Here is a 22,731-nt window from a genome sequence, read left to right as displayed (position 1 = left end):
TATATATTTAAATTTTAATGAAATTCGTTACTTGACTAAAGAATAGTCGGATAATTAATAGCAAAATCAATTAGAATAAAGATACAGTCTGCACTGATTAAAGTTTTACTTTGTAATGACAATTACATGGCAAGCTGTTTTAGCGTTTTTGTATATCTTATAATTAATAGGGTATTGAGATTATCGTGTGAATCCTTGCTATAAGTATGTGTTAAAATAAACTTAAAAAGTATAATTTATGAGATAGTTTTTCAAGAGTTGAGATATTTAAGCTGAAGTTATCGGTACTCCGAATGAAGTGCAAGGGGAAAGAGTTTCATTTATATAATGATTTATTTATATAAATATCTTACGTTACCTGTTTTAAATATATATAGTTGATTATAAAGAAGGAGTTACACAATGGTAGAAAATATAAGAAGTGAATTGTTTTTCTTAAAGCAGTTCGGCTTTAATAATACCCTTTTACAAGATATTTTTCTTTTAGGAATAGATCCTATAAACATTATTTTTAATAGGGGATACAAAATATATGCTGAATTGGAAAAAAAATTTACTGATAAAGACAGAAAGTTGGCAGAAAATTACTATAAATACAGGGATTTTAAAATCGACTTATTTAAAGAAGATGATTTCTTAAGGGACAGTAAAAGTAAAATGTATTTTAAGTATGATGTGAATGAGATGACAGAGCTAATACCAGAAAAAATAATGCCACTTTTTATGTATTCAAAAGGAGATATTTCACTTTTAGAAGTTAACCAGAAAAGAGTGGCAATCGTAGGTACTCGGCATCCTTCCCCAAAAGCTATTGCAATTACTAAGAAGTTAACCAGAAAATTTGTTGAGGATAATTATGTTATTGTTAGTGGATTAGCAAAAGGTATTGATACAATTTCTCACGAGACAGCAATTGTCCATAAAGGCAAAACAATTGCCGTATTACCTACAAATTTCAACAAAATTTACCCTAAGGAAAACCAAGAATTAGCAAAAAAAATATTAGATGGAGGTTTGTTGGTAACATCCATTGGTCCAAAAGAAAATACTTATAAATCTAGTTTTTTAGATAGAAATCAATATTTAGCAAATATAAGCGATATAGTAGTAGTTACAGAAACGAATTTAAAAAGTGGGACTATGAATACAATTAGAAACGCAAGTGAGGCTAGTAAAAAGATTCTATTTGTTGATCAAGAAGATGAATTAATTAATAATAAAATCAGGGGTTTTGGAGGCGAAATGCTAAATGACTAAAAAAAACAAAATGATTTTTATATCGAAATTAGTATTTTTTACTGAAGATAATGAATTGATTGAGGAAAATTTGAAATTTGCCGACTTGTTTTATGAGAAAGATATATATTTAAGAATTGTTGCTAGAAAATCAACAATTAACATATTACAAAATAAAATACCTAAAGAGTATAAAGATAAAATAAAACTACTTGATCGAAGCTCAGAAACGAAAGATAAAATCAAGGTTTTAAAAAAGAAAGGTGCACTTTTTGGTATGATAGGTATTGTCCAAGAAGATGCTATTTTTGCTTTTAACTGCAAAATACCATTATTTAACCCTGAGAGACTGAATAGTGGTAGAGTTGTCATTTCTGATAAAGTAAAACAATATGGTTTGCCAATCATTGAATTTCAAGATGTTGTTGATTGCTTAAAAGCTTTTGAAATTCATAAAGCAAATTACTTTCATATGTGTTTTGAGGATAACTTCAGTGTTATAAGTTTAAATAATGCAAATACCCATCATCGACCTGAAAAAGAAGCTAGAGTTAAACAAATTTTTGAAACAAATTTAAAAGGTGATAAATCCATAAGAGATCAAAGAATTTTACTTCTTCTATTATTCCATTTAATAAACGAAGTGACAACAAACCCTTATTTTGATAAGATTGACTATTGGGGGACTTTCCCTTCTTCTAAACCTGATAATACAGTTACATCTGTTTCTTTCTTAAAGGAAGCGCTTAGGGTTCTTATTGACGGTAAACCAAGAAGAGGACCAGAAATATTGATTAGACAAATGCCTATGAGATCAAAACATAATAGCAGTAGTACTTTGCGCTTGATTAATAAAAGCGATAAAGATTTCGATACTTTAATCGTAAATCCAGCTTTAGTTGATAAAATTAAGGGTAAGGTGATATGTATTATTGATGATTATATTACTAACGGATACTCGGCTGAATCAGCAAAACATTTGCTTTTCGCCGCTGGTGCTAAAGAAGTTATTTTTCTTTCATTCGGAAAATTCGGGAGAAAATACCACTCGACGAATTATCAGATTAAAGGTGATGTATCGAAAAAATATTCTTATCAGTTTGTTGATGAAATCCCTTATGGAGATACATTTAAAGGGGTAAAATATTATAACTTAGATAATGATTTGGAAATTTTGGATTTTGCTGATTTAGTTTAATGCTACATATATATAAGCATAATTTCTCGATAAAATCGAAAAAGCTTTTATATAGCATTTACATTTGACCATAGATGTTGAGAAATCCTATTCAGTCTCAATTCTATTTGTATATAAATATAGTAAATGTTATTATGTAAATAATCCAATACTAAAAAATCATATTGCAAAAGGACACACCTACGCATAACCATAGCGTAGGTGTGTCCTTTTTTTGTTTAAGGAGGAAAAGTTATGGGGAAAACGTTATTTATTGCAGAAAAATCAAAAGTGGCCAATGAAATTATGAAATCGCCACGATTCCGTCACTCACAAAAGTACATTGGTAGCAAGCCTTATTATGGTTATTATGAAAATGATCATTATATTGTCAGTTGGTGCCGTGGACATTTGCTGGAACTAAAAAATCCGGAAGAGATGGATCCAGAGTATAAAATGTTTAAGTTAGAACATTTACCTTTAATTTATCAGCCAGCTTATAAAGTGATACAAGAAAATGCTGAACAATTACAAATCCTTGTTAAACTACTGCAACGTCCTGATGTTGACCATGCGGTGAACGTATGTGACGCGGACCGAGAGGGAGAGTTAATCTATAGGGAAGTGTACGAATATGCAGGTGTGAATAAAAAGCAATCTCGCGTATTTAAATCCTCTTTTGAAGCTGCAGAACTTGAAGCAGCTCTCAATCGATTAGAAAGCGCATCTAAATACGATGGACTGGCGTATTCTGCTAAAGCAAGGCAGTATCTGGATTATCTATTAGGGATGAATATAACCAGGGGATGTACCACAAAATTAGCGCAAAATAAATTCTTATTGTCATCTGGCCGTGTACAAATGTGTTTATTAAATGAGATACGCCAACGCGAATTAGCAATTGAAAACTATAGAGAGCAATCTTATTATCATCTGCAGCTAATAACAGATTTAGGACTTACACCGGTTATGAAAACAGAAGATCAAGTGTTAAACCCATCGCCATTAAGAAGTTTGGGAGAAAATTTGAAAGGGCAATATCTTGTAGTAGAAGAATTTAAAGAGGGAACCAGGAAGAAGAATCCTAAATTGCTATATAACTTAACAGATCTGTATAAAGATGCCCATGCGCAATTGCAAATTAATGCTGAAACTGCAAAAAAACATATTCAGAACTTGTATGAAGAAGGGTTTATTACATATCCTCGTTCATCTTCTAGGCATTTGCCTACAGAGCAAGTAGAGCGTGTAAAAGGTGTTATGCAGGCACTAGCTAAGAGTCAGTATTCTTTACTGGTACAATCCGTAGATATTGAAGCAATTGATGTGAAACATAAAACATTCAACGATGAGCTTGTATCAAGTCATTTTGCTATTATACCTACGACTAAACAATATCAAGAGGAAGGTCGTCCAGAGATTGAAAAACAACTATATAGCCTCGTAGTAAAACGTTTTGTAGGTAATTTCATGCGTCCTGCAGTATACCTGGTAAGAGAAGTATTACTTATTGACGCGATGGGAAATATCTATCAAACAAAAGAAAGTGTACTTCGAGAAAAAGGATTTCTAGAAGTGTTTCAAGAGGAAGTAGAGGAAGAAAGTGTGGAAGTATTTAAAATTCCTATTATGCAGAAAGGACAGGAACTTCAAATCTGCGATTTTGAATTACTGGAATCCAAAACAAAGAAACCTGCTCTACACACAGAAAGCTCCATTCTGACCTTTATGGAAACAGCAGGACGTAAAATAGACGATGAACATTTAAAGGAATTAATGAAGGGGAAAAGAATTGGAACCGTTGCAACCGAAGCAACCTTTATTCCAGCTTTACATGAGAAGAACTATATAGCGATTGAAAAAGGAAAAATTACTACGACTCCAATTGGCCGTGCCTTTATTGAACAATTTCCTGTTCAGCAAATTAAAGATCCACTATACACAGCTGAAATGGAAGGAATGATACACCGTATTGAAAAAAATGAAATGAGTTATGAGGACTTCATTGCCCAAACAAATACATTTGTACAAAAAATAACACAAGAGATTATAAGAATACCTGACACGGTTTCGCACAACCTAATAGAGACCTGGAAGCAACAAATAGAAGTCTGCCAATGTCCTTGTGGAAATGGAATAATTTTAGATAGAGGGAAATTTTTCGGGTGTAGCAATCATCCAAACTGTAACATTGGATTACCCAAAAGAATAAAAGAAAAAACAATTCCTGCAGCACAAATTAAAAAACTGTTTGAAGAAAATAAAACGGACATTATAAAAGGATTTAAATCTAATGGCAAAGAGTTTTCTGCTTATCTAGCATTTTTTAACGGTGAAGTCAGCTTTAATTTACCTTCAGTTGAAGAATTATCGCTAGGTCAGTGTCCAAAGTGTCAAAAAGGACAAATCTTAAACCGTAAAACGTTTTTTGGGTGCTCAGAATATCAAAACGGATGCGATTTTATGTTGCCGGCTAAAATTAAAGGCAAGAAATTATCCGATAGCCAGATTAAAAAGCTAGTTAATAACAATGTAACAGACTTCATTAGTGGTTTTAGTGGGGGAAAAGGAGAATTCACAGCTGCGATTCGATTAAACCCGGATCTTAGTATTTGTTTTGAATTTCCAACTACAGATGATCGTACAGTAGGTAAATGCCCATTATGCCAGAGTAGAGTCATAATAGGGAAAACAAACTATCTATGCGAACAATACAAGAAGGGCTGTGATTTCATTGTTTCAGGAATGATACTTGAAAAAAGAATTACAGCTAGTCAAATAAAAAAATTATTAGAAAAGAATATGACGGATACAATAAAAGGATTTATATCGAAAAAAACAGGGAAATCATTCGATGCGAAATTAACATATGACTCTTCACAGAAGAGAGTCTCGTTTATATATGAGAAGAAGAAATAATATCGCAAAATCTTAAATTTCATATATAAAATTAATTAGAACTATGATATGATAAAAGTAACAAAATACTTCTAAAACTATCTTGCAAAAGGACACACCTACGCATACATATGCCATAGGTGTGTCCTTTTTTATTTGTTTTTGAAATTTCAAGACTCAAAAGGGGGATATATATTGTGTACCACTAGTATAGCATCTACTAATGTTTCTTTTGAAAAATTGAAAAGTCAGGAAGAGAATGAAGAAAATATAGTTTCAATATGTCCAAATTGCAAGAAACGCTCATTTAGAGCGCTTTATAATGATTATCCAAAATGGATACAGTTTTGCCTATGTTGTAATAATCGAGAAGTAAATACAATAGAGAGTCCGTTTGTTTATTAGACGCAGCTATTTACGTATTTTGATTAGGAGGAAGAAATTTCGATATGAAAAAATGGATTAAGGCTATTTGTATAACATCATTCGTATTTCAAATTGCAGCATGCAGCAATTCGACGCAAACAAAAAATGATTCAAGACCTGCCCAAGCAGTACAAAACGGGATACAACAGCACGTGGAAGGGAAAGGTATTGTTGATATTCCAGAAGCTTATAAGGGGAAAATAAGGGGCTTAGAGACTGTTAAAGGAAAGGTATTACATATAAAGGACGGAGATACGATAGACGTGAATGTAAAGGGGCAGAAACAGACGGTAAGGTTACTGTTATTAGATACCCCTGAGTCTGTATCTCAAAAAATTCCACCACAAAAGATGGGGAAAGAAGCCTCTTCTTTTTTAAAGAAACAGCTAGAAGGGAAAAAGGTAACCTTAGTTTATGATCGGGGACCAAAAGAAGACAAATTCGGTAGAAAATTGGCGTATGTATTTTGTGATGGAATACACATCAACGAATTAATGGTCAAGTCGGGTTATGGGATTATAGCCTATATTTCTAGACCCAATACTACATTTCTACCTGAAATGCTAGAAGCAGAAAACAAAGCAAAAGAATCGAAAGCTGGCGTGTGGAGCATTAAAGGATTTGTAGATGAAAAGAACCGGCATTATAACCGTAATGATGCAGCTTAATATCAATACTTATTCAAAAAGGAGGTTTCCTGAATGAATGGGAACAAAAGAAACATGCTCTTATCTTTTTTTATTTCTACTTTCTTTATTTTTTTGAGTCTATTTCCATTTAGTGGTAATGAATATGTATATGTTATATCAAAAATTGGAGCTGCAGCTGGTGCAATAAATATTGTCATGATGAGTGTGTTCTTATATTTTCAAAGCAAAAAAATGAAACATCTCTTAAATTAATACGGCAAAAGCGCTTGTTTTCCTTACTCGCATACAAAAGAAAGGGGTAAGGAAAACCGAAAGGAGAATGTTTTAGATGAGTCAAATGCCAGGGTTCTTGAAGTTTGTTTTAGCAAAGGAAAGACGATATGTATATTTGGCTGTAGCAGAAAAGAAAAACAAACGAGTGAAAACACATATTGTATATAGATTCGGCCCACTAGAAAAAGCATTAGAAACCATGTATGGAATGCGTGACAATTTTGAGAATCGCTTTCCACCAGAGTTGAAAGATAAGGGGTATGACTGGGAAGATCTAAATGATTGGATACTATCCATTGAAACCGGTTATTCCAAATACGGAAATAAGTTAGTGACATTCTAAATAGATAATTGAGATAATATCACATCCTTATTTAAAACCCTTTAATGCAACTAAACTCGTGTGAGGAGAACGTAAAATGGAATGGATTCGTAAGTACCACATTGCATTTGCTTGGACGATAGCTACTAGTGCAATGTTAATTAGTTTGTTTTTTAGTGAATGGATGAAGCTGCCGCCATGTGATTTGTGCTGGTACCAAAGAATGGCCATGTATCCATTAGTATTTATATTGGGGATAGGAATGTATAGAAGAGATCCGCATGTCAGCACGTATGCATTTCCATTTGCGTGTATGGGTTTGATTTTATCTGTATATCAAATTACAATTCAAGCGTTTCCTATTAGGGAGATGAAGACTTGTTCAGTAGGAGTTTCTTGTACAGAGGATTACTTAAATTTATTCGGTTTCATCTCAATACCTATGCTATCTTTTATTGGATTTTTAGCCATCATAATACTTCTATATATTAAATCTGATACAGAGACAAAAGAACAAACAATATAACAGTTATGAACAATGTAATCAAGTAAAAAAACATACTTAAAAATAGATAATTAAAACAAAAAGAAATTATAAAAGGAGAAATTAAAATGACAACTATGCAAGCAAGTAATGAAATGTACAAGATCCCAGAGGCGGATGTAGAATTATTAAAGATTATGGCCCATCCAGTTAGATTACAAATCGTGAAGGAGCTAGAACACCGCAAAATTTGTAATGTAACACAATTAACAGAGCTATTAGATGTCCCTCAATCTACCGTATCTCAGCATTTATCTAAAATGCGCGGGAAAATTTTGCGTTCTGAAAGAAGAGGGTTAGAGATGTACTACTATATTGCTAACTCTAAAGCATGTCAAATTGTGAGCGTGTTAAATTTATAGAAATATATTAATGGGGTGATTGTATGAAATTAAAAACATATAACGAAATTCATATAGAAACTATAAATGAAGAAATTAGTCGTTTAAAAAGAGAAATAAAAGGAACATGGGTATTTTTCGGAAGCGTTCAAATCATGTTAGTTATCTTATTATATTTCGGCAGGGAATTGTTTGATCAGTTGTATATTTCAGGAATCTTGTTATTTGACACTTGTTTTCTTATTTATAATGTAGCGGGAACATTAATTGTGAGAAATGTAATTTTCGATTTGAAGAGAAAAATAGTAAATTTACAAGAAAACAATTTTGACACTACTAATGAATTCAATAAAAATGGAACAGGAACAACGAGCGCTGCTGTTTATGTGAATAAACGAAGTAAAAGTGATGGAAATAAAGTAGATGAAGAGAGTAAGAGACGTGTATTTAATCAAAATAGCAACGTCATTATTAATTCTTCTCAGCCTACAAACACTGAATCTAGAAAACAAGGAAACGCAGAGATAAAGAAAAAGAAAATTGTATCTAATGATGATACAAGTAATACGACACAAGTTGCATTAGGTGTAGCACTAAGCGTTGCTACAACAACTTCAGCATTCCAAAACGATACTACTAGCTTGGGATGTGGCTCTTCTGGTGATGGTGGAGGAGACTGTGGTGGTTTTTAATTAAATCATTATATCTTTTTAGATGTTTATAATAATACATAAAAAACAGGCACAGTCTCAACTGATTTTATAGATTACTACTAAAGTCGAAGGGTGGTTATAAATTGAGGGTCTTCATAGAAAATGGTGATATTACAAATTATTGCGATAAAGTAGATGTAATAGTTAACGCTTGGAATAGAAACTTCATACCAGGATTTTTATTAATTGCTTCAGGTGTTTCGAGAACAATATTTAAAAAGGCTGGTAAGAGCGTGTATGAAGAAGTAAGGAGAAAAGGTCCCTTAAAAATAGGAGAGGCAGTTATTACTTCGTCTGGATTTTTAGATTGTAAAGCTATCATACACGTCGCTGGTATAAATGCATTTTGGAAAGCTTCAGAGTATTCAATTAGGGAGTCTACTAGAAACGCTTTGCAATTATTAATTAAAGAGAACTATAAGTCAATAGCAATTCCGCTAATAGGAAGTGGATCCGGTGGATATAAGAAAGAGAAATGTATAGCATTTATTAAAGAAGAATGCGAGAAGTTCCAAAAATATAGTGTTAATGTATTTATTGTTAATTATGAGAGTGACAAGTAGTAATCCACTTAAATGTATTTGGGTTAGAAATAAGTAAAGTCGGTGATTAATTAATGCTAGATAAAAAAGCAATTGGAAAACGAATTGAACAGATTAAAAGTTCTCATATCCCGCCTTTAAGCCTTGTTGAATTAGGAGCAAAACTTAAAAATAAAAAAGGGTTATCGATTCCAAAAGGGACAGTAAATTCATGGATTAGAGGTCTAAGCTTACCATCGATAGAAATTGTCCAGCAGCTTGCACTTATAGGAGATGTAACACCAGAGTGGATTTATACAGGGACAGAGATACTTAAATTAAAATGCGAAGACTGTAAAAGTGATTTGATAATTGAATCGAATAATATTGTATTATGTATTCAATGCAGTACAAAATTTAAATTGAGTAAACATGTAGGCTAAATTACTTAGATATTAGACTTAATAAAGAAGAATGCAGATTATATAACTGTATTCTTTTTTATTAATATGCACTATATTAGCTAGGAGATTAAAAGGTTTCGTTATTTTCGAAAGTAACAATTTAATCTTCTTAAATTAATACAATATATAAGTGAAGATATAAAAATACAGCTGTGTTTTGTCTGCTGATACTAGTGGACAAAAAAAGAGATATTATCGATTGGGCAAAAAACCCTGGAATAAGGGTAAAAACACACAAGAAGAAATGTAATTCACTAGATTTATAAAGGAAACTATGAGGATACAAATGAAATAGGGGCAGTTATGCCAGGCTGCCCCTATTTCATTTGTGATTTTGCATTTATTGTGCGAATTTAGTATAGCAAATATTTTTCTTCTATATCAAATAAAAAAAGCCTGTATACACAGGCCAAATTTAGGTAGATAGATATAGAAACTAAAAATAGTCACATGTACATTTTATATAAATACAATTGTTATAACAAGAACAATCTATATAAAGTAAAAGAATCCCCTACATGATAAATGGTTCTTTTAAAAGGATTAAAGAGCAGTTGTGTATGACTCATTATCATTTTATATTTAATAGTAAGAATATAAAATCTTGTTTTTGTTTCTCAATATGTTTCGTTTGTTTTTATATTATAATATAAGTAATTCTTTTTATTTATGTATCTCTCTTTATATTTTCCTGGGTTGAATCCTTTTATTAAGGATTCTTTTTTTGTTGCTTCGTACATTAAGATAATTCAAATTCACTTTTAAAGTTGAACATATAAATAACGAAACACCGGAGTTCAAAATCATTTAAATAGCAACCGTTGAAATCGCCTGCTTATAAAGGAATTGTTGTTTACCATTATTGGAGATCAGTACTGAAAATTTATCCGTAGCCATAATGATTCCAGGTACTCTAACACCGTTTATTAGGAATACTGTTACTACTCTTTGTTCCTCTATTAATTTTTTGTAAAAACCTTCTTGTGTATGCATTAATAGTTTTCTCCTTTTTAAAAATAGTTATTATATGGGAGGGATAAAAAACAAAAGTCCTCACAATGAAGTGAAGACCCTTGTTTTTTTATCATCCGCCAGTATATCCGTGAGCATATTGTACAATTTTACCCTCGTTGAATTAAATTACAACCTTAACCACCATGATTTCCGTGTGCATATTGAACAACATCAATAGCTTTATGTGTTTCTGTAGGGGATTGGGCACCAAACATTAAAGTAAAAATAGTAATTACACCAACTAAACCGAAAATTGTTTTTTTCATTTTAATGCCTCCTTCTCAAAAGCTTTTTTTCCTGCTTGAGAACATGAATAGAAATAATGACTTGCTTTAACATGATTATTTTCTTTATAAAATGCAGTAGCAAGGCATTCTTCATACTCTTTAATGTATTCGAAAAGTTCTTGCTCTTTAAAATATGATACGCCTTCTAACACTGTCCTTTCAAGTGCTTCGGCAGGAAAATCTCCATTCATTGTATCTAATATTTTAAAATGGTGCAGATACTCTATATTTTCAACCTCTTCACAAACGGAATGTCCTTTTGCTATGAGATCTTTTGCAACGGAGTGATTTCCTTCTTTCATATGTTCCCTTGCCTCAATAAATAATGCTTTATAATTGTTAGGCATTTTTTGATTTACTTCTGAAAGATATCTAATAGCTAATGGCGAAAGGTTTTGAGTAGCATACATTAACCCTAAATTTTGACGCACCATTAAAATAAATTGCTCTTCGTCTATTTTTTGGAACATATCCATTGCTTTCGTGAAATATTCTTCAGCGAGTTCCCATTCTCTCAAATGAGTACAAGCTAAGCCTATAAGGTTATCACAAAAAGCGACATTAATCTCATACCCAGCATGTTGAGCAAAGATTTCCCTTGCCTCTGATACTTTTTGATAAGATAAGAGCCCTTGATATATATCATAATGAAAAGCTCCAACTTTATAATAAAATTCCGCTTTTTCCAATTCATCAGGAATGCAGTCTAAAAGTTTTTCTGCGTTTTCATAACTCTCTTTTGCGATTTGATATTCTCCAATAGTAGAGGCATGAATTCCTTTGAAAAAGTGATAATAATAAGCTAAGAAATTATCTGTAGGCATATCAAAAGCTTCAACTTTGTCAAAACTGCTTTTTGAAACGCTTAAATTATCAATTACAAATTGATATCTAAAATCTAGTAGTGAGTAGTAGAGCAATAAATTCTGATCCTCTTCAATACTATGAATCTTAGTATCAATTATTTCTTTTAATTGATGAGCATTACCTATACGTCTTGAGCGGATTTCAAGATACCAATCGTTTAGTAGCTTTGTAATTTCATTGTTTCCATTAGTTGAAACAATCATCATATATTCCCCCATCCTATAGAGTATCCTATTTATTACCATCATAGCAGAAAAGTAGGATTTATTAAGTGATTTTAACATATTTATCAATAAAATTCTGAATAAAAAGTTAATTTGTTTATTATAGAACAAAGCAACAATAAACTTCATTAAGTTCATTGTTGTTTTTCGTATATATAAATTATATAATTTATATGGGTATCATTTTATAATCAAGGATAGAAAAGGGTTAAGGATAAATAATGATTATAAGATTTAATAGGGAGTATAATTGTTAATGTGCATAAGTAGTGAGGGGTATAAGTGAAAATGAATTTTAAATTGAAATAGTTTGCTAGAGACTAATACTTACAGTAATAAGGAATTTAAAAAAACAAAAATGTATTTAAGAATTTGTTAGATGTTTAACATATAAAGGAGGCTAAATGATGAGTTTGAATCATTTACTTGAAAATGCAATTCTAATCTCTAAGGACCCTAATTCAAAAATGGAGAAATCTAATGGTTTATACCATTTACCTACATTCATTTGTTTATTATGGGAGACCATATTTACATTAAATTATTATATGGGTAATAGTATCTTAAGTATAGGAGGTTCAATGCCCCCACTAATTGTATTACTTTTAACTATTGGTGTAGGTATTGCGACATTCATTTTCACAATAATTGTTGCGATAAAAGGTTATGTTTATTCTTATACAAAAGAAGTTCCGCTTGATATGTACATTTTCAAATCTATTTTAGGATTAATTTTTATTTGTATGCCAATTTTTTTAGTGCAAGGTTTTGAATTATATATAGATTTCTTAATAGGGTAATACCGATTCGTTAGTTTATAAAAGGCATTTGAAAAGAAGTTGCTGGCATGTGGTACCTTCTTTTCATTTTTGGATAGTTATAAACAAAAGTTTATAATTGTTATATATAAATTATATAATTAATTTATAGATTATTTTACAATTAACGCTCTGAAAGGAGGAGTGTCGAGATGAATATTAATAAGTTATAAGTGAAGAAGAAGCAATTTAACTCAGTAAAGAAAGAATTGTAGAAGTAAGAGAGAAGTGATTTTCATAACTGGGAAGGGATAAATATAATGCATAAATCTAATGAAAAAACCAATGCAAATGTTATAGTGTGTTTTTTTGTAACTATTATTACAATTATAATTGTGTGGTTTGTTTTTCCAGCAATACAGTCAGCTATGACAGAATATGAAATTGAAGAAGAGACAGTAAAAAAAGGAAGGTTAGTACAGGCGAAGGTTATTGATAAAAAATTTATCGAAGGCGATCCTGGAAATCCTCTTATGGGTGATACAGGTTCTCCAGACAAACACCTTATTACGTTATATGCACATGAAAAGATGCGAATTATAGACGTGAAAAGTGATGTTTTTAACCAAATTGATGTAGGTAATGAAATAAAGGCTTATGAATATAAAGAACGTATAACAATAGAACAAGAAAAGAGAAAAAGTGGTTGGGATTAAGGGCAATTGCTCTAAGTGAATATGAAAATTTCACCTTTATTTAGTTAAGGGGGGATAGAAAATTTGAACGGTGATTTATCGCGGTTACATATATAATACATAATATAATGATATAATGTATTATATAAAAATTTAATACGTTTAGTTTACATAAATTGAAATGGGGCGGAACAAGGATGAAAAAGAGTTTACTTGAAAAGATTTTAAGTGCATTATCAAATAATATACCTGCTAAGGGGCTTTCAAATTACTTATACCAACAAATTCAACAGTTAACATCACAAAAGGATATTGAAGCTTTTCAGCTAATTTACAAGAACGAGTCAAGAATATTGAGTCAGCATCTCAATTCGAATTAGTGAATTTAGGCACAGCACTATATGCGGCGTTTTCAGCTGATAGAGAATATAAAAAGGGTTGGATTGTAGATGCTTATTGGGAAGTGTACAATAAATGTAATTCAGCCAATCAAGCTGTATTAACTGGTGTTTCAGGCTGGTAAGATTTTTATCGTAGAGTAATAAATTCAACAGTAAAAAAACAGGATACTTCCTTAAGGAAGTATCCTGTTTTTATTCAAATTGTCTTTTTTCTAATCGATCAATAGCTTCACGTTTCTTCTCGTTATTAATATTTGTATAAATACTAGTCACCTCAACAGAGGTATGGCCAAGTTGATCGCGTAATAATACTAGGTCCTTATTTTCTTTATAATGATTTGTAGCATAGGTATGTCGTAGTTTATGAGGACTGCGTTTTTCATCAAATGCACTTGTATATTTATCTACTAAATTTTGTATGGCACGGACAGAAAGCTGGGTGTATTTTCCTTGGTACCTTGTTACAAACATAATTTCTTCTTCTGGGGGACAACCATACCTTTCTTGGCGTACTTTCAAATACTCTTGTACATCATCTAGACTGGATTGAGTAGCAAGTATGGATGATTTTTTATTCCCTTTACGAATCACTTTGATTGTTTTTTGCCGGAAATTAACGCTAGATAGGCTAAGACTTGCTAATTCTGACACACGTAGCCCTGTACCTAAAATAAGGCTAATTAAGGCAATATCACGTTCTTTGTCACGTAAAAAGTAATTGTATTTACGAGTAGAAGTTTCTTTCAGAATAAATTCATAATCGTTTGCTAGAAAGCGCAGGAATGCAGCATCATCATTATTATTAAAAATCATATTCGCTACATCATCTGCTCTTGCTGCAGCATCTATTTTTTCTTTATGTAATTCTATTTTATCCATTACATTTCGTGAAAGATAGCTATTCCCATATTCATCTTCAGTTTTTTGTGAAAGGTATTTAAAAAGAGATTTTAAAGCCGAAAAGGTCCTGTTAATTGCTTTGATTTCAATACCTTCACCCTTAAGGTACATATGAAATCGATTCACTTCATTTAAAGGTAGGCTTTCTAACAATTCAATTGGAATTTCATGTATTTCAGTTGCGACATTTCCATTTATGACCGCTATTCGTTTCTCAATCATCCATTTAAAAAATTTCTCAAATTCTGTTATATATCCATATAAAGTAGCAGGGGAGAGCATTGCTTTCATTTCTATATATTCTACTACATACCAGGGCATATTTTTTTTGTGCTTTTCGACAAGTGATTTAAAGCGTTCTTTTTCTTTGTTACTCATTTTATACACCTCTAATACTTTGGAGTATTATACTGATTTACTTTTGGGAAATTCCCAATTAGATTTTTTTAATTCGGGATGAATTTTTTGGATAATTAATTCTGCTTTCATCATTATCTCTTCAAAACTCTCCGTTAAAAAGTCAAACTTCCATTTATATAGGGAGTTATATACTCTAGGTATTGATTGCCTACGAGCAATATTTCCCTTAATTTCGGGATTTTTAGATACTATTGAAATAATATTTGATTTTAATTGATGTAATTCTTGACTTGAAAGATACTTTTCCTTTGGTAATTTAACTTTTAATATAAGATCTTGATAATTAAATTCCCAATAGAATGTTATTGTTTTACTAGAAATGGTTTTATCTAACCATCCTGATTCCCAATTCATAATTGGATTATTATTACCACTGTAAATATTCCAGGCTATTTTGTTTTTTGAATTGGATTTTAGATGATTGTAAAGGTAATAAAATGCAGTGAAATGTGTTCGATACCCGTTCCTGCGCCAAGAATTTTTGTTTTTAATATCAGTTAAAGTAGGAAGTAGATCCTTAATGGTTTTACCTTTTCTTAACTCGCCATGCAAAGAGTCCATCCAATCCCTATATATATAGTGCTCACTATCAATGTTATTAAAGGCAGATATGATATCATTTAAGCAGAAAGTATTAAAGTGGTCATGTTTTGGAATCTGACAAATTTGAGAAGAGCCAAACAGAAAAAGAATAAATATAGCATCTTCGCTGCTGTGAAAACCATCGTAGGTGGCAGTAAGTTGGTCTTCTTTAGCTATAGTGTCAACTTTCATTTCGATTACTATATATTTTAGGTCACGATTATTTAGTGTTATTTCAATAACAAGATCCACTCTTTTTCCACTTCCGATAGAAAATTCTGGTTTACACTCTATAAAATTAATATCCGAACTTTTGAAAGGGGGGAGGATGCCACACGTTTTATATAAATTGCGAAGCACATTTGATTTTTCGGTGTGATCAATCAATTTATTGCTTGAGTCTAACAACCATTTTATAGCACCTGTATGAACTTTTTCAAACTGATACCCTACAATATCTACAAAATTAGGTCTCACAGTAATAAACATCCTTTCATAGTGGGAAATTTGATTATATACGAAGAATAGAAAAACAGCTATCTATTCTTCACGTTAAATACAATTTTAACGAACAAATGTTCTTGTGGTTTTAAAATCATATTCTATTTACTAATTCGCTTGAAAATTTCATTATGGATGATTCATACGTCATTCACAATATAACATTTACAAACTATTATTTAGTGTTGGGAAAGTAGGACTCTGTACTATAAGGTACTCTTGTATTCATTACCTGATAAATGGTTAACTGATCAGCTAATATTTGTTTTTCACAGGCATGGTATTCTTTAAATACCTGTAGTAAATTGAAGTAGACGGGTGTTTCTTCGTAATATAACTCATTGTATGCTTCAATAAGATCTTCAAAATTATACTTCAAACCTTTACTGAAACATACTTTTTCATGTTTAAAACGAGGTTCCTCAAAGTAATCTTTTATTTCATTCCAAGCTGTCTCAATGTCTTTTCCGTCGCGTATTCTAGGAATAATTAAACCACAGAATAGTTGTACAAATGTTTCTGCTTGTAAATACCTTTTTTCTACTTTTTTTATTTTTTCTTTCATAAAAGGAATTTTCATATCAATTCTCCTCAAATTATAGTATATGACAATAACATCATAACATATAAATAAGACAATACCAACTGTTCGTTAAATCGGAATTTAACGAACAGTTGAGGAAATGTGAGTTAAACTCCCCTCCTATCTTAATGTACTGTACAAAGGCATGAAACTCTAAACTCTCATTTTTGGGACTAGCTTGGGCCAAGAAAATCCAAACTAAAGTTTTATAGATTTACAGAACTAAATACATGTGATCTTGTGTGAACGTATATGTTTAAATACTACGTTACTTTTATTTATAAAAAAGGCATCCTAAGATGCCTATCTATTCTGTAACAAATTTAAATACATAGTACATAAAAAATAGACAAGATAGATAGGCTAGCCTGCCAGCAACGGATTCTCTCATAAATTTCATAAGTATGACTTTGACAAGCAATGCTAAGAATAACGGTATAAATAGTACCATAGCAAGTTTGATCGCTATGTCATTCATTATTGGATTAAATGGTTCGAAATTAATTATAATATTCACTTACCTTTCTCTTATCGTTCTATTTAAAGAATAAAATTATACAAATAAACTCGCTAAAAAGATACCATAAGGTTCCTTCCTCCAACTGAACAATCTTAATTTTAACCGGTTCTTTTGCAAATATAAGACGCATTTCAGGGAACAATCAGGATTCCTACCGAAATTGTTCTTTTTTGTCATATGCATGGCTTCTACTCCTATATAATATTATCCTTTATAACAAAAAAGCACTGCTATGATTTCTAGGAGTATTGAAAATGTTCTATCGTACTAAATTCACTTTATAAATAGAACATATAATAAAAGACCTTGCTACACAAAATAGCAAGGTCTAGATATAGTAAAATAAGCACCTTAGAGATTTATAGGTGCTTTTATTTAAATTCATTTCCACAAAATAAAATGTAAAAAACTAAAAAAGCAAAAAGGACACTTTTTTAGTTTTTTAGCTTCCCAGCACAAATTTGAAAAAAGATTTCAAGCTATCCTTCACTATCTTTAAATTTTCCTCTTAAATTCTTCTCAAAGATAACCCTATTATCTTCCATCTTATTATAAGTTTGAAATAAAGCTTCTCTTTTCTTTTTTCTTACCCTTGGTTCTGGAGGATAACATGACGGACATTTTGCAGCCCCTTCATGTCTAGCTTTGACCATTGCTTTATATTCATGTCCACACTTACCACAAATCCACCATGCTCTTTCGTTACATCTGGTAGATGTCTCCTCTGGTGTTGTTACACCATATACTTCTTTATTCTTTGTAGGATGCCATTCTTTTGCTATTTCTGGGTTATGAAGAGCAATTGACTGTTGATACTTTTCACAAGTTCTACATCCCTTACCATTTTTCACTCTTAAATTTATTTTTTCTCTCCACATATGACCTTCTTTACAAACCCACATTACTTCTTCATTTGAAGTATAAATTGCCTCATATGGATTTCGGAATTTCTGCCGATAACATGTGTCAAAGATACAAAACTCCTTTGCTATCTCTGGATACATTGTTGCTAATGAGTTGTCTTTGCAAACTTTCTTATTTGAACAGTATGGACACACAGTTTTATCATGAAGTCTACTTCTAACAGACTCCTTCCACTCATGACCCTTACCACATATCCACCATCTAACATTCCAATTCTCTTCATCAATCATCTCATTATCAGGTGTTACATCTGCATTTCTTTTGAAATTCCATTGCTTAGATAAATCTGGATCAATACATCTAAGTGATTTAGCTTCTATTTTATTAACATTGTTTAATTTATCTAGCTGCTGCTTTTTCTTCATACACTTTGGACAAAGCTCATCTTCAACTTTCAGCCTATCATTAGGAGTTGATCCCCAAACATGTCCCTCAGAGCACTCCCACCAAATATATTCGTAACTTCCATATGTAATATCTTCAGGATTCAAGTGACCATTCTTGATAGGATGCCATTCACTTAACAGCTTTTTAGAAAGACCTGTATTTATAAGTAAATTAATCATAGTATTCTCACCTCTATTTTTCTGATTCAATCCACCATTTGTCTGCGTTCAATTCTTCTGTAGTCATCTCATACTCATCTAATTTAACAATTTCATTTTCCCTATTAAAAAAGCAAGGCTTTACAAATATAGAAGCATTTCTATAACTATAACTTTCACCTTTATACGCTTCAATTTTAGAAATTTCTAGCTTATAAACATATAATGGATGTGAATATATTTGTCCAACTTTAAAAGTTTTATCACTATTGTTTTCCGAAGAAATCTCTTCAACTATCACTTTACTTGGAGTACCATGGAAATGACTATCCCACATTACGTTTCACCCTAACTTTAAATTTATTTAATTCTATTGTATCAGAATATTCACACGTGCAATTAGGAAAAAGGTATAATTTTATCATTATTTTCATCTATTATAATAAAATAAGTTAAAGATATTACTGGCTAAGTAGTTAAGAGTTTTTTGTCCTATGTTCAAAAGGTTTAGACTTTCATGTCCTGTTATTAAGACATGAAAGTACCTACAAAATTTATAATAATGGCTATTTATCAAAGATTCTTTATAAGTTTTTAGTTTAGAGTTTTTTGGAACTTGATTGGATAAGAAAATCAAGTTCCAAAACTTTATTGATATACAGAACTAAATACATGTAATCTTGTGTGAACGTATAGGCTTAAATACTACATTACTGTTATTTATAAAGAAAAGACATCCTAAGATGTCTTTCTACTCTGTAACAAATTTAAATACATAGTACATAAAAAATAGACAAGATAGATATGCTAGTCTGCCAGCAATCGATTCTCTCATAAATTTCATAAGTATGACTTTGATAAGCAAGGCTAAGAATAACGGTATAAAAAGTACCATAGTAAGTTTGATCGCTATGTCATTTATTGTTGGATTAAATGGTTCAAAATCAATTATAATATTTACTTACCTTTATGCAACTTCTTATTTATATAGTTTAATATAAATAAACTCGCTAAAATGATACCATAAAGTTCCTTTCTCTAACTGAACCACCTTAATTTTAACCGGTTCTGGTGCAAATATGCATGGCCTCTACTCCTATATGATATTACCCTTATATAACCAAAAAAAGCAACGCTATGGACGCTTTAGCCTACATATTCTTCAACTTTACTAAAGATACCATTAATAGATGGAGGGGTATAATTATAATCGTTATCAGTGAACATTAAAAAAGATGATTCCGATTGAATATCGGAACCATCTTTTCCGGGCTTGATTTTTCAGTTTTTTTTTATTAAACTGTCCATTTTAAAGGGTACATTTCAGTTGACTCCGCACCTTTTTAAAAATAATTTATATGAATGTAAATCGCCTTTAACACCACAGTAAAATCTATAATATCAATGTTACATCTTACTACTTTGTATCCCATTTTTCTAAATGGAAGTAGAACAATACCCCATCTTTTGTATTAGTTACACCGTACTTTACATTATGTAAATCTAATATATTTTTTACAATTGAAAGTCCAAGACCCGTTCCACCATATACTCTTTTTCTTGATTTATCCACTCTATAGAATTGATCCCATATTTTATCTATGTTTTCTTCTGCTATATGTGCCCCTTTATTTTCAAACCCTATATATACGTCATGTTGTTTCTCGTTTACATCTATCACAATGGTTCGATTCGCATCTGTATAGCGAATCGCGTTGGTAAACAAGTTTGTTATGACCTGTTCTAACAGATGTGTTTTACCTTTAACACAAACATTATCTATATTTAATTTGATGTGTAGTGATTTTTCTTTAATTTGAACTTGTAAATCTTTTGCTGCCTTTTGAATTAAATTCCCTATATTAACCTGCTCCATCTGTATTTGGTACGTTCCGGATTCATATTTAGCCAAATTCAACATTTCATCTATTAACACATTCATTTTCTCTATTTCTTTTTCTAATGCTTCCCAATAATATTGATTCATTTCAGGCGCGATTCCATCTTGCAGCATAGATGCAGATATTTGCATGACACTGAGTGGCGTTTTTAATTCATGCGAAACGCCTGCAATGAAATCTTTTCGTGTCTGTTCTAATTTTTTCTCTTTTTCTAAGTCTGTTTTTAACTGATTGATATATCCTTCCATTCTTTCTGAGAGTTGATTAATATTAGAGGAAAGCTCACCAATTTCATTTTTTGATTTGATAGAAAGCTTATCTTGAAATTGAAATTGCATTATTTTTTTCGTTGCTTCATTAATTTTTAGTAATGGTTTGGTAATAATTCTTGAATAATATAAACATACAACCAGCGATAGAATCAGCACAAATGCTATAATATATATAATAATCACTCATTACATCTGTCACTTTTGTAATCGGTTGTAACGAAGACAATGTATAAATGAATTCATTTACTTGTCCATTTTGCATGAGTGGTTTTATCGTTTCTAGATACTTGATTCCATCTATACTGATTTCATTCTGAACCCATTCGTCTCCTTGTAATTTCACTTTATCGCTGATCCATTCCGATTGAAATTGCAAAATACGATTTGCAAACACCTCATTACTATACAATGTATTATTCATTTTTGAATTGAAGTAAACTGGGAAATTTATCTCTGTTACAATTCCCTCTAAGAAATAATATTTCTCACTTTCTTCTTTTGAAAAAACCTTCATACCATTTTTAGCACCAGACATCATATATTTATCAATCTGATAATAAGTAGGTGCAACAAAATTTCCATCATAACCTTTTATTCTCAATGTTGTAGGAATCACTATGTCTTTATTCGATCTTTTACTTACTGTATCCATGATAGCTAGTTTAGTCGTTTTATTGAGTAAACTTGTAATTAATATACTGAAATTAGGATCCATATCTTTCTTTGCATTGATTAAATTATTAAACACAACCTTAGAGGATCGACTCGAATCATTTTTATCAACTGTTTTTATATAATGATCTCCTGATGGTAATTTCTTGATATTGGCTTCTTTATCGAGCCTAGCAATCATAATACCCTGCTGATTAGCATACGAGAGTTCCTTCCTCTGGAGTGTATTTTCATCCTGTTTATGAGCTTCATAAAATGTATAGTACCGTTGTAATTGCTTCTGAACATTTTCTTTTTCTTTATCTATATATAAGTATTTCATCACATACATTTGTCCGAAAAAGATAGCTGCGATAATCATGCAACATAGTAAAAAGGTAAGAGAAAATAACTGAAACACAATCTTCTTTCTCATCATTTTTCTACCTCAAATTTATAACCCGTACGAACAACTGTAATAATGTGTTTTGCTTTCTCACCAAGTTTTAATCGTACATTACGCATATGTGCAGTTAGTGTTTTATCATCTCCATCATAATCGTATCCCCAAATATTTGTGATTAACTGCTCTCTTGATAGTACTTGTTCCTTGTGTTGCATTAAAGAGTGTAAAATTTCATATTCTGTATGTGTAAAATCTATTTTTTGTCCATCTATTGAAACAGAACGTGCTGATTTATCTAAGCGAATACCACATAAATTAATACAGTCCTGATATTGTACTTGTTGATTTGTATCTTTGAACAAACGTTTTGCTCTCGCTAATAAAATAGACGGTTTAAATGGTTTTGTTACATAATCGTCTGCCCCAAGTTCAAATCCAAGTAACGTATCATCTTCATCACTTCGTGCCGTTAATAGGATAATAGGAACATTAGAATTCTTTCGAATACGTCTACACACTGACCATCCATCCATTAATGGGAGCATAATATCCAAAATAACTAAACTGATATTATGCTCTTGTTCAGCAAACAAATCTAGCCCAATTTGACCATCTTCCGCTGTAATTACTTCATATCCATCATGCGAGAAATAATGGGCTACAGTCTCTCGGATAATCTGTTCATCTTCAACTATTAAAACTTTTTTCATCTCTA

The 22,731-nt window shown here is 31.2% G+C and carries 24 protein-coding genes and 1 pseudogene; 14 read left to right on the top strand and 11 right to left on the bottom strand.

Going from position 1 to position 22,731, the window contains the following annotated elements; genetic code table 11:
- Positions 1 to 402 precede the first annotated feature (402 nt).
- The 11 genes from KI356_RS00675 (at position 403) to KI356_RS00625 (ending at position 9,544) form a co-directional block, all read left to right on the top strand.
- The gene (locus KI356_RS00675) at positions 403 to 1,257 is read left to right on the top strand and encodes a DNA processing protein DprA (protein WP_000230030.1); all 855 of its coding nucleotides are present in this window, start codon (positions 403 to 405) and stop codon (positions 1,255 to 1,257) included.
- On the top strand, positions 1,250 to 2,434 hold the full coding sequence (locus KI356_RS00670) for a phosphoribosyltransferase (protein ID WP_000162900.1): 1,185 nt from the start codon (positions 1,250 to 1,252) through the stop codon (positions 2,432 to 2,434). The genes KI356_RS00675 and KI356_RS00670 overlap by 8 nt, the downstream gene beginning before the upstream one ends.
- A gap of 234 nt (positions 2,435 to 2,668) precedes the next feature.
- Positions 2,669 to 5,332, top strand: coding sequence for a type IA DNA topoisomerase (locus tag KI356_RS00665; protein WP_000520747.1), 2,664 nt, complete (start codon positions 2,669 to 2,671; stop codon positions 5,330 to 5,332).
- 428 nt (positions 5,333 to 5,760) lie between these two features.
- Complete coding sequence (locus KI356_RS00660) at positions 5,761 to 6,405, top strand: thermonuclease family protein (protein WP_000758800.1); 645 nt, start codon at positions 5,761 to 5,763, stop codon at positions 6,403 to 6,405.
- A gap of 33 nt (positions 6,406 to 6,438) precedes the next feature.
- Entirely contained in the window at positions 6,439 to 6,639 is a 201-nt protein-coding gene (locus tag KI356_RS00655; protein WP_001014122.1) for a hypothetical protein, read from the top strand.
- 76 nt (positions 6,640 to 6,715) lie between these two features.
- Positions 6,716 to 7,003 carry a hypothetical protein gene (locus tag KI356_RS00650; protein WP_000081049.1) on the top strand — a complete coding sequence of 96 codons (288 nt, stop codon included), beginning with the start codon at positions 6,716 to 6,718 and terminating at the stop codon, positions 7,001 to 7,003.
- Between the two features lie 76 nt (positions 7,004 to 7,079).
- Positions 7,080 to 7,508 carry a disulfide oxidoreductase gene (locus KI356_RS00645; protein ID WP_000454804.1) on the top strand — a complete coding sequence of 143 codons (429 nt, stop codon included), beginning with the start codon at positions 7,080 to 7,082 and terminating at the stop codon, positions 7,506 to 7,508.
- Between the two features lie 86 nt (positions 7,509 to 7,594).
- Positions 7,595 to 7,888: an ArsR/SmtB family transcription factor gene (locus KI356_RS00640; protein WP_000210388.1), complete on the top strand. Its 294-nt coding sequence runs from the start codon at positions 7,595 to 7,597 to the stop codon at positions 7,886 to 7,888.
- A 23-nt stretch (positions 7,889 to 7,911) separates the two neighbouring features.
- Complete coding sequence (locus KI356_RS00635; protein ID WP_000770066.1) at positions 7,912 to 8,559, top strand: hypothetical protein; 648 nt, start codon at positions 7,912 to 7,914, stop codon at positions 8,557 to 8,559.
- 104 nt (positions 8,560 to 8,663) lie between these two features.
- Complete coding sequence (locus KI356_RS00630; RefSeq protein ID WP_001263216.1) at positions 8,664 to 9,143, top strand: macro domain-containing protein; 480 nt, start codon at positions 8,664 to 8,666, stop codon at positions 9,141 to 9,143.
- Positions 9,144 to 9,196: 53 nt separating this feature from the next.
- The gene (locus KI356_RS00625; RefSeq protein WP_000884658.1) at positions 9,197 to 9,544 is read left to right on the top strand and encodes a helix-turn-helix domain-containing protein; all 348 of its coding nucleotides are present in this window, start codon (positions 9,197 to 9,199) and stop codon (positions 9,542 to 9,544) included.
- A gap of 828 nt (positions 9,545 to 10,372) precedes the next feature.
- On the opposite strand, the gene hfq is transcribed toward KI356_RS00625, so the two are convergent.
- The 3 genes from hfq to KI356_RS00610 form a co-directional block, all read right to left on the bottom strand.
- Entirely contained in the window at positions 10,373 to 10,558 is a 186-nt protein-coding gene (hfq, locus tag KI356_RS00620; RefSeq protein ID WP_000557405.1) for an RNA chaperone Hfq, read from the bottom strand.
- Between the two features lie 155 nt (positions 10,559 to 10,713).
- Entirely contained in the window at positions 10,714 to 10,845 is a 132-nt protein-coding gene (locus KI356_RS00615; RefSeq protein WP_000750880.1) for a hypothetical protein, read from the bottom strand.
- Positions 10,842 to 11,936, bottom strand: coding sequence for a Rap family tetratricopeptide repeat protein (locus KI356_RS00610; RefSeq protein WP_000637333.1), 1,095 nt, complete (start codon positions 11,934 to 11,936; stop codon positions 10,842 to 10,844). The genes KI356_RS00615 and KI356_RS00610 overlap by 4 nt, the downstream gene beginning before the upstream one ends.
- 428 nt (positions 11,937 to 12,364) lie before the next feature.
- Here KI356_RS00610 and KI356_RS00605 point away from each other — a divergent pair, with 428 nt between their 5' ends.
- From KI356_RS00605 to KI356_RS00595, 3 genes are all read left to right on the top strand, one after another.
- Entirely contained in the window at positions 12,365 to 12,757 is a 393-nt protein-coding gene (locus KI356_RS00605; protein ID WP_000055814.1) for a hypothetical protein, read from the top strand.
- Between the two features lie 278 nt (positions 12,758 to 13,035).
- Positions 13,036 to 13,431: a hypothetical protein gene (locus tag KI356_RS00600; protein ID WP_000549612.1), complete on the top strand. Its 396-nt coding sequence runs from the start codon at positions 13,036 to 13,038 to the stop codon at positions 13,429 to 13,431.
- A gap of 358 nt (positions 13,432 to 13,789) precedes the next feature.
- A complete protein-coding gene (locus KI356_RS00595; RefSeq protein WP_002018033.1) occupies positions 13,790 to 13,933 on the top strand; it encodes a hypothetical protein in 144 nt (47 codons plus the stop codon).
- Positions 13,934 to 14,003: 70 nt separating this feature from the next.
- Here KI356_RS00595 and xerS read toward each other — a convergent pair whose 3' ends face one another.
- From xerS to KI356_RS00560, 8 genes and pseudogenes are all read right to left on the bottom strand, one after another.
- The gene (gene xerS / locus KI356_RS00590; RefSeq protein ID WP_000066151.1) at positions 14,004 to 15,089 is read right to left on the bottom strand and encodes a tyrosine recombinase XerS; all 1,086 of its coding nucleotides are present in this window, start codon (positions 15,087 to 15,089) and stop codon (positions 14,004 to 14,006) included.
- A gap of 27 nt (positions 15,090 to 15,116) precedes the next feature.
- Positions 15,117 to 16,202, bottom strand: a complete 1,086-nt coding sequence (locus KI356_RS00585; protein WP_002018036.1) for a PD-(D/E)XK nuclease family protein — start codon at positions 16,200 to 16,202, stop codon at positions 15,117 to 15,119.
- 187 nt (positions 16,203 to 16,389) lie between these two features.
- Positions 16,390 to 16,794 (bottom strand): hypothetical protein, encoded by a 405-nt coding sequence (locus tag KI356_RS00580; RefSeq protein ID WP_000701126.1) that lies wholly within the window; start codon positions 16,792 to 16,794, stop codon positions 16,390 to 16,392.
- 310 nt (positions 16,795 to 17,104) lie between these two features.
- A complete protein-coding gene (locus KI356_RS28070; protein ID WP_001021329.1) occupies positions 17,105 to 17,314 on the bottom strand; it encodes a hypothetical protein in 210 nt (69 codons plus the stop codon).
- Between the two features lie 482 nt (positions 17,315 to 17,796).
- Positions 17,797 to 18,807 (bottom strand): zinc-ribbon domain-containing protein, encoded by a 1,011-nt coding sequence (locus KI356_RS00575; protein WP_000609152.1) that lies wholly within the window; start codon positions 18,805 to 18,807, stop codon positions 17,797 to 17,799.
- Positions 18,808 to 18,820: 13 nt separating this feature from the next.
- Positions 18,821 to 19,123 carry a hypothetical protein gene (locus tag KI356_RS00570; RefSeq protein WP_000263523.1) on the bottom strand — a complete coding sequence of 101 codons (303 nt, stop codon included), beginning with the start codon at positions 19,121 to 19,123 and terminating at the stop codon, positions 18,821 to 18,823.
- 1,080 nt (positions 19,124 to 20,203) lie between these two features.
- Positions 20,204 to 22,046, bottom strand: a pseudogene (locus tag KI356_RS00565) (sensor histidine kinase).
- Positions 22,046 to 22,726: a response regulator transcription factor gene (locus KI356_RS00560; protein WP_000756749.1), complete on the bottom strand. Its 681-nt coding sequence runs from the start codon at positions 22,724 to 22,726 to the stop codon at positions 22,046 to 22,048. Before KI356_RS00560 ends, KI356_RS00565 begins: the two are co-directional and overlap by 1 nt.
- Between the last annotated feature and the right edge of the window lie 5 nt (positions 22,727 to 22,731).

This window comes from Bacillus hominis, assembly GCF_018332515.1.
GTDB classification, from domain to species: Bacteria; Bacillota; Bacilli; order Bacillales; family Bacillaceae_G; genus Bacillus_A; species Bacillus_A hominis.
The sequence above is the reverse complement of the archived record's forward strand: the minus strand, read 5'-3'. Positions and strand labels throughout refer to the sequence as shown.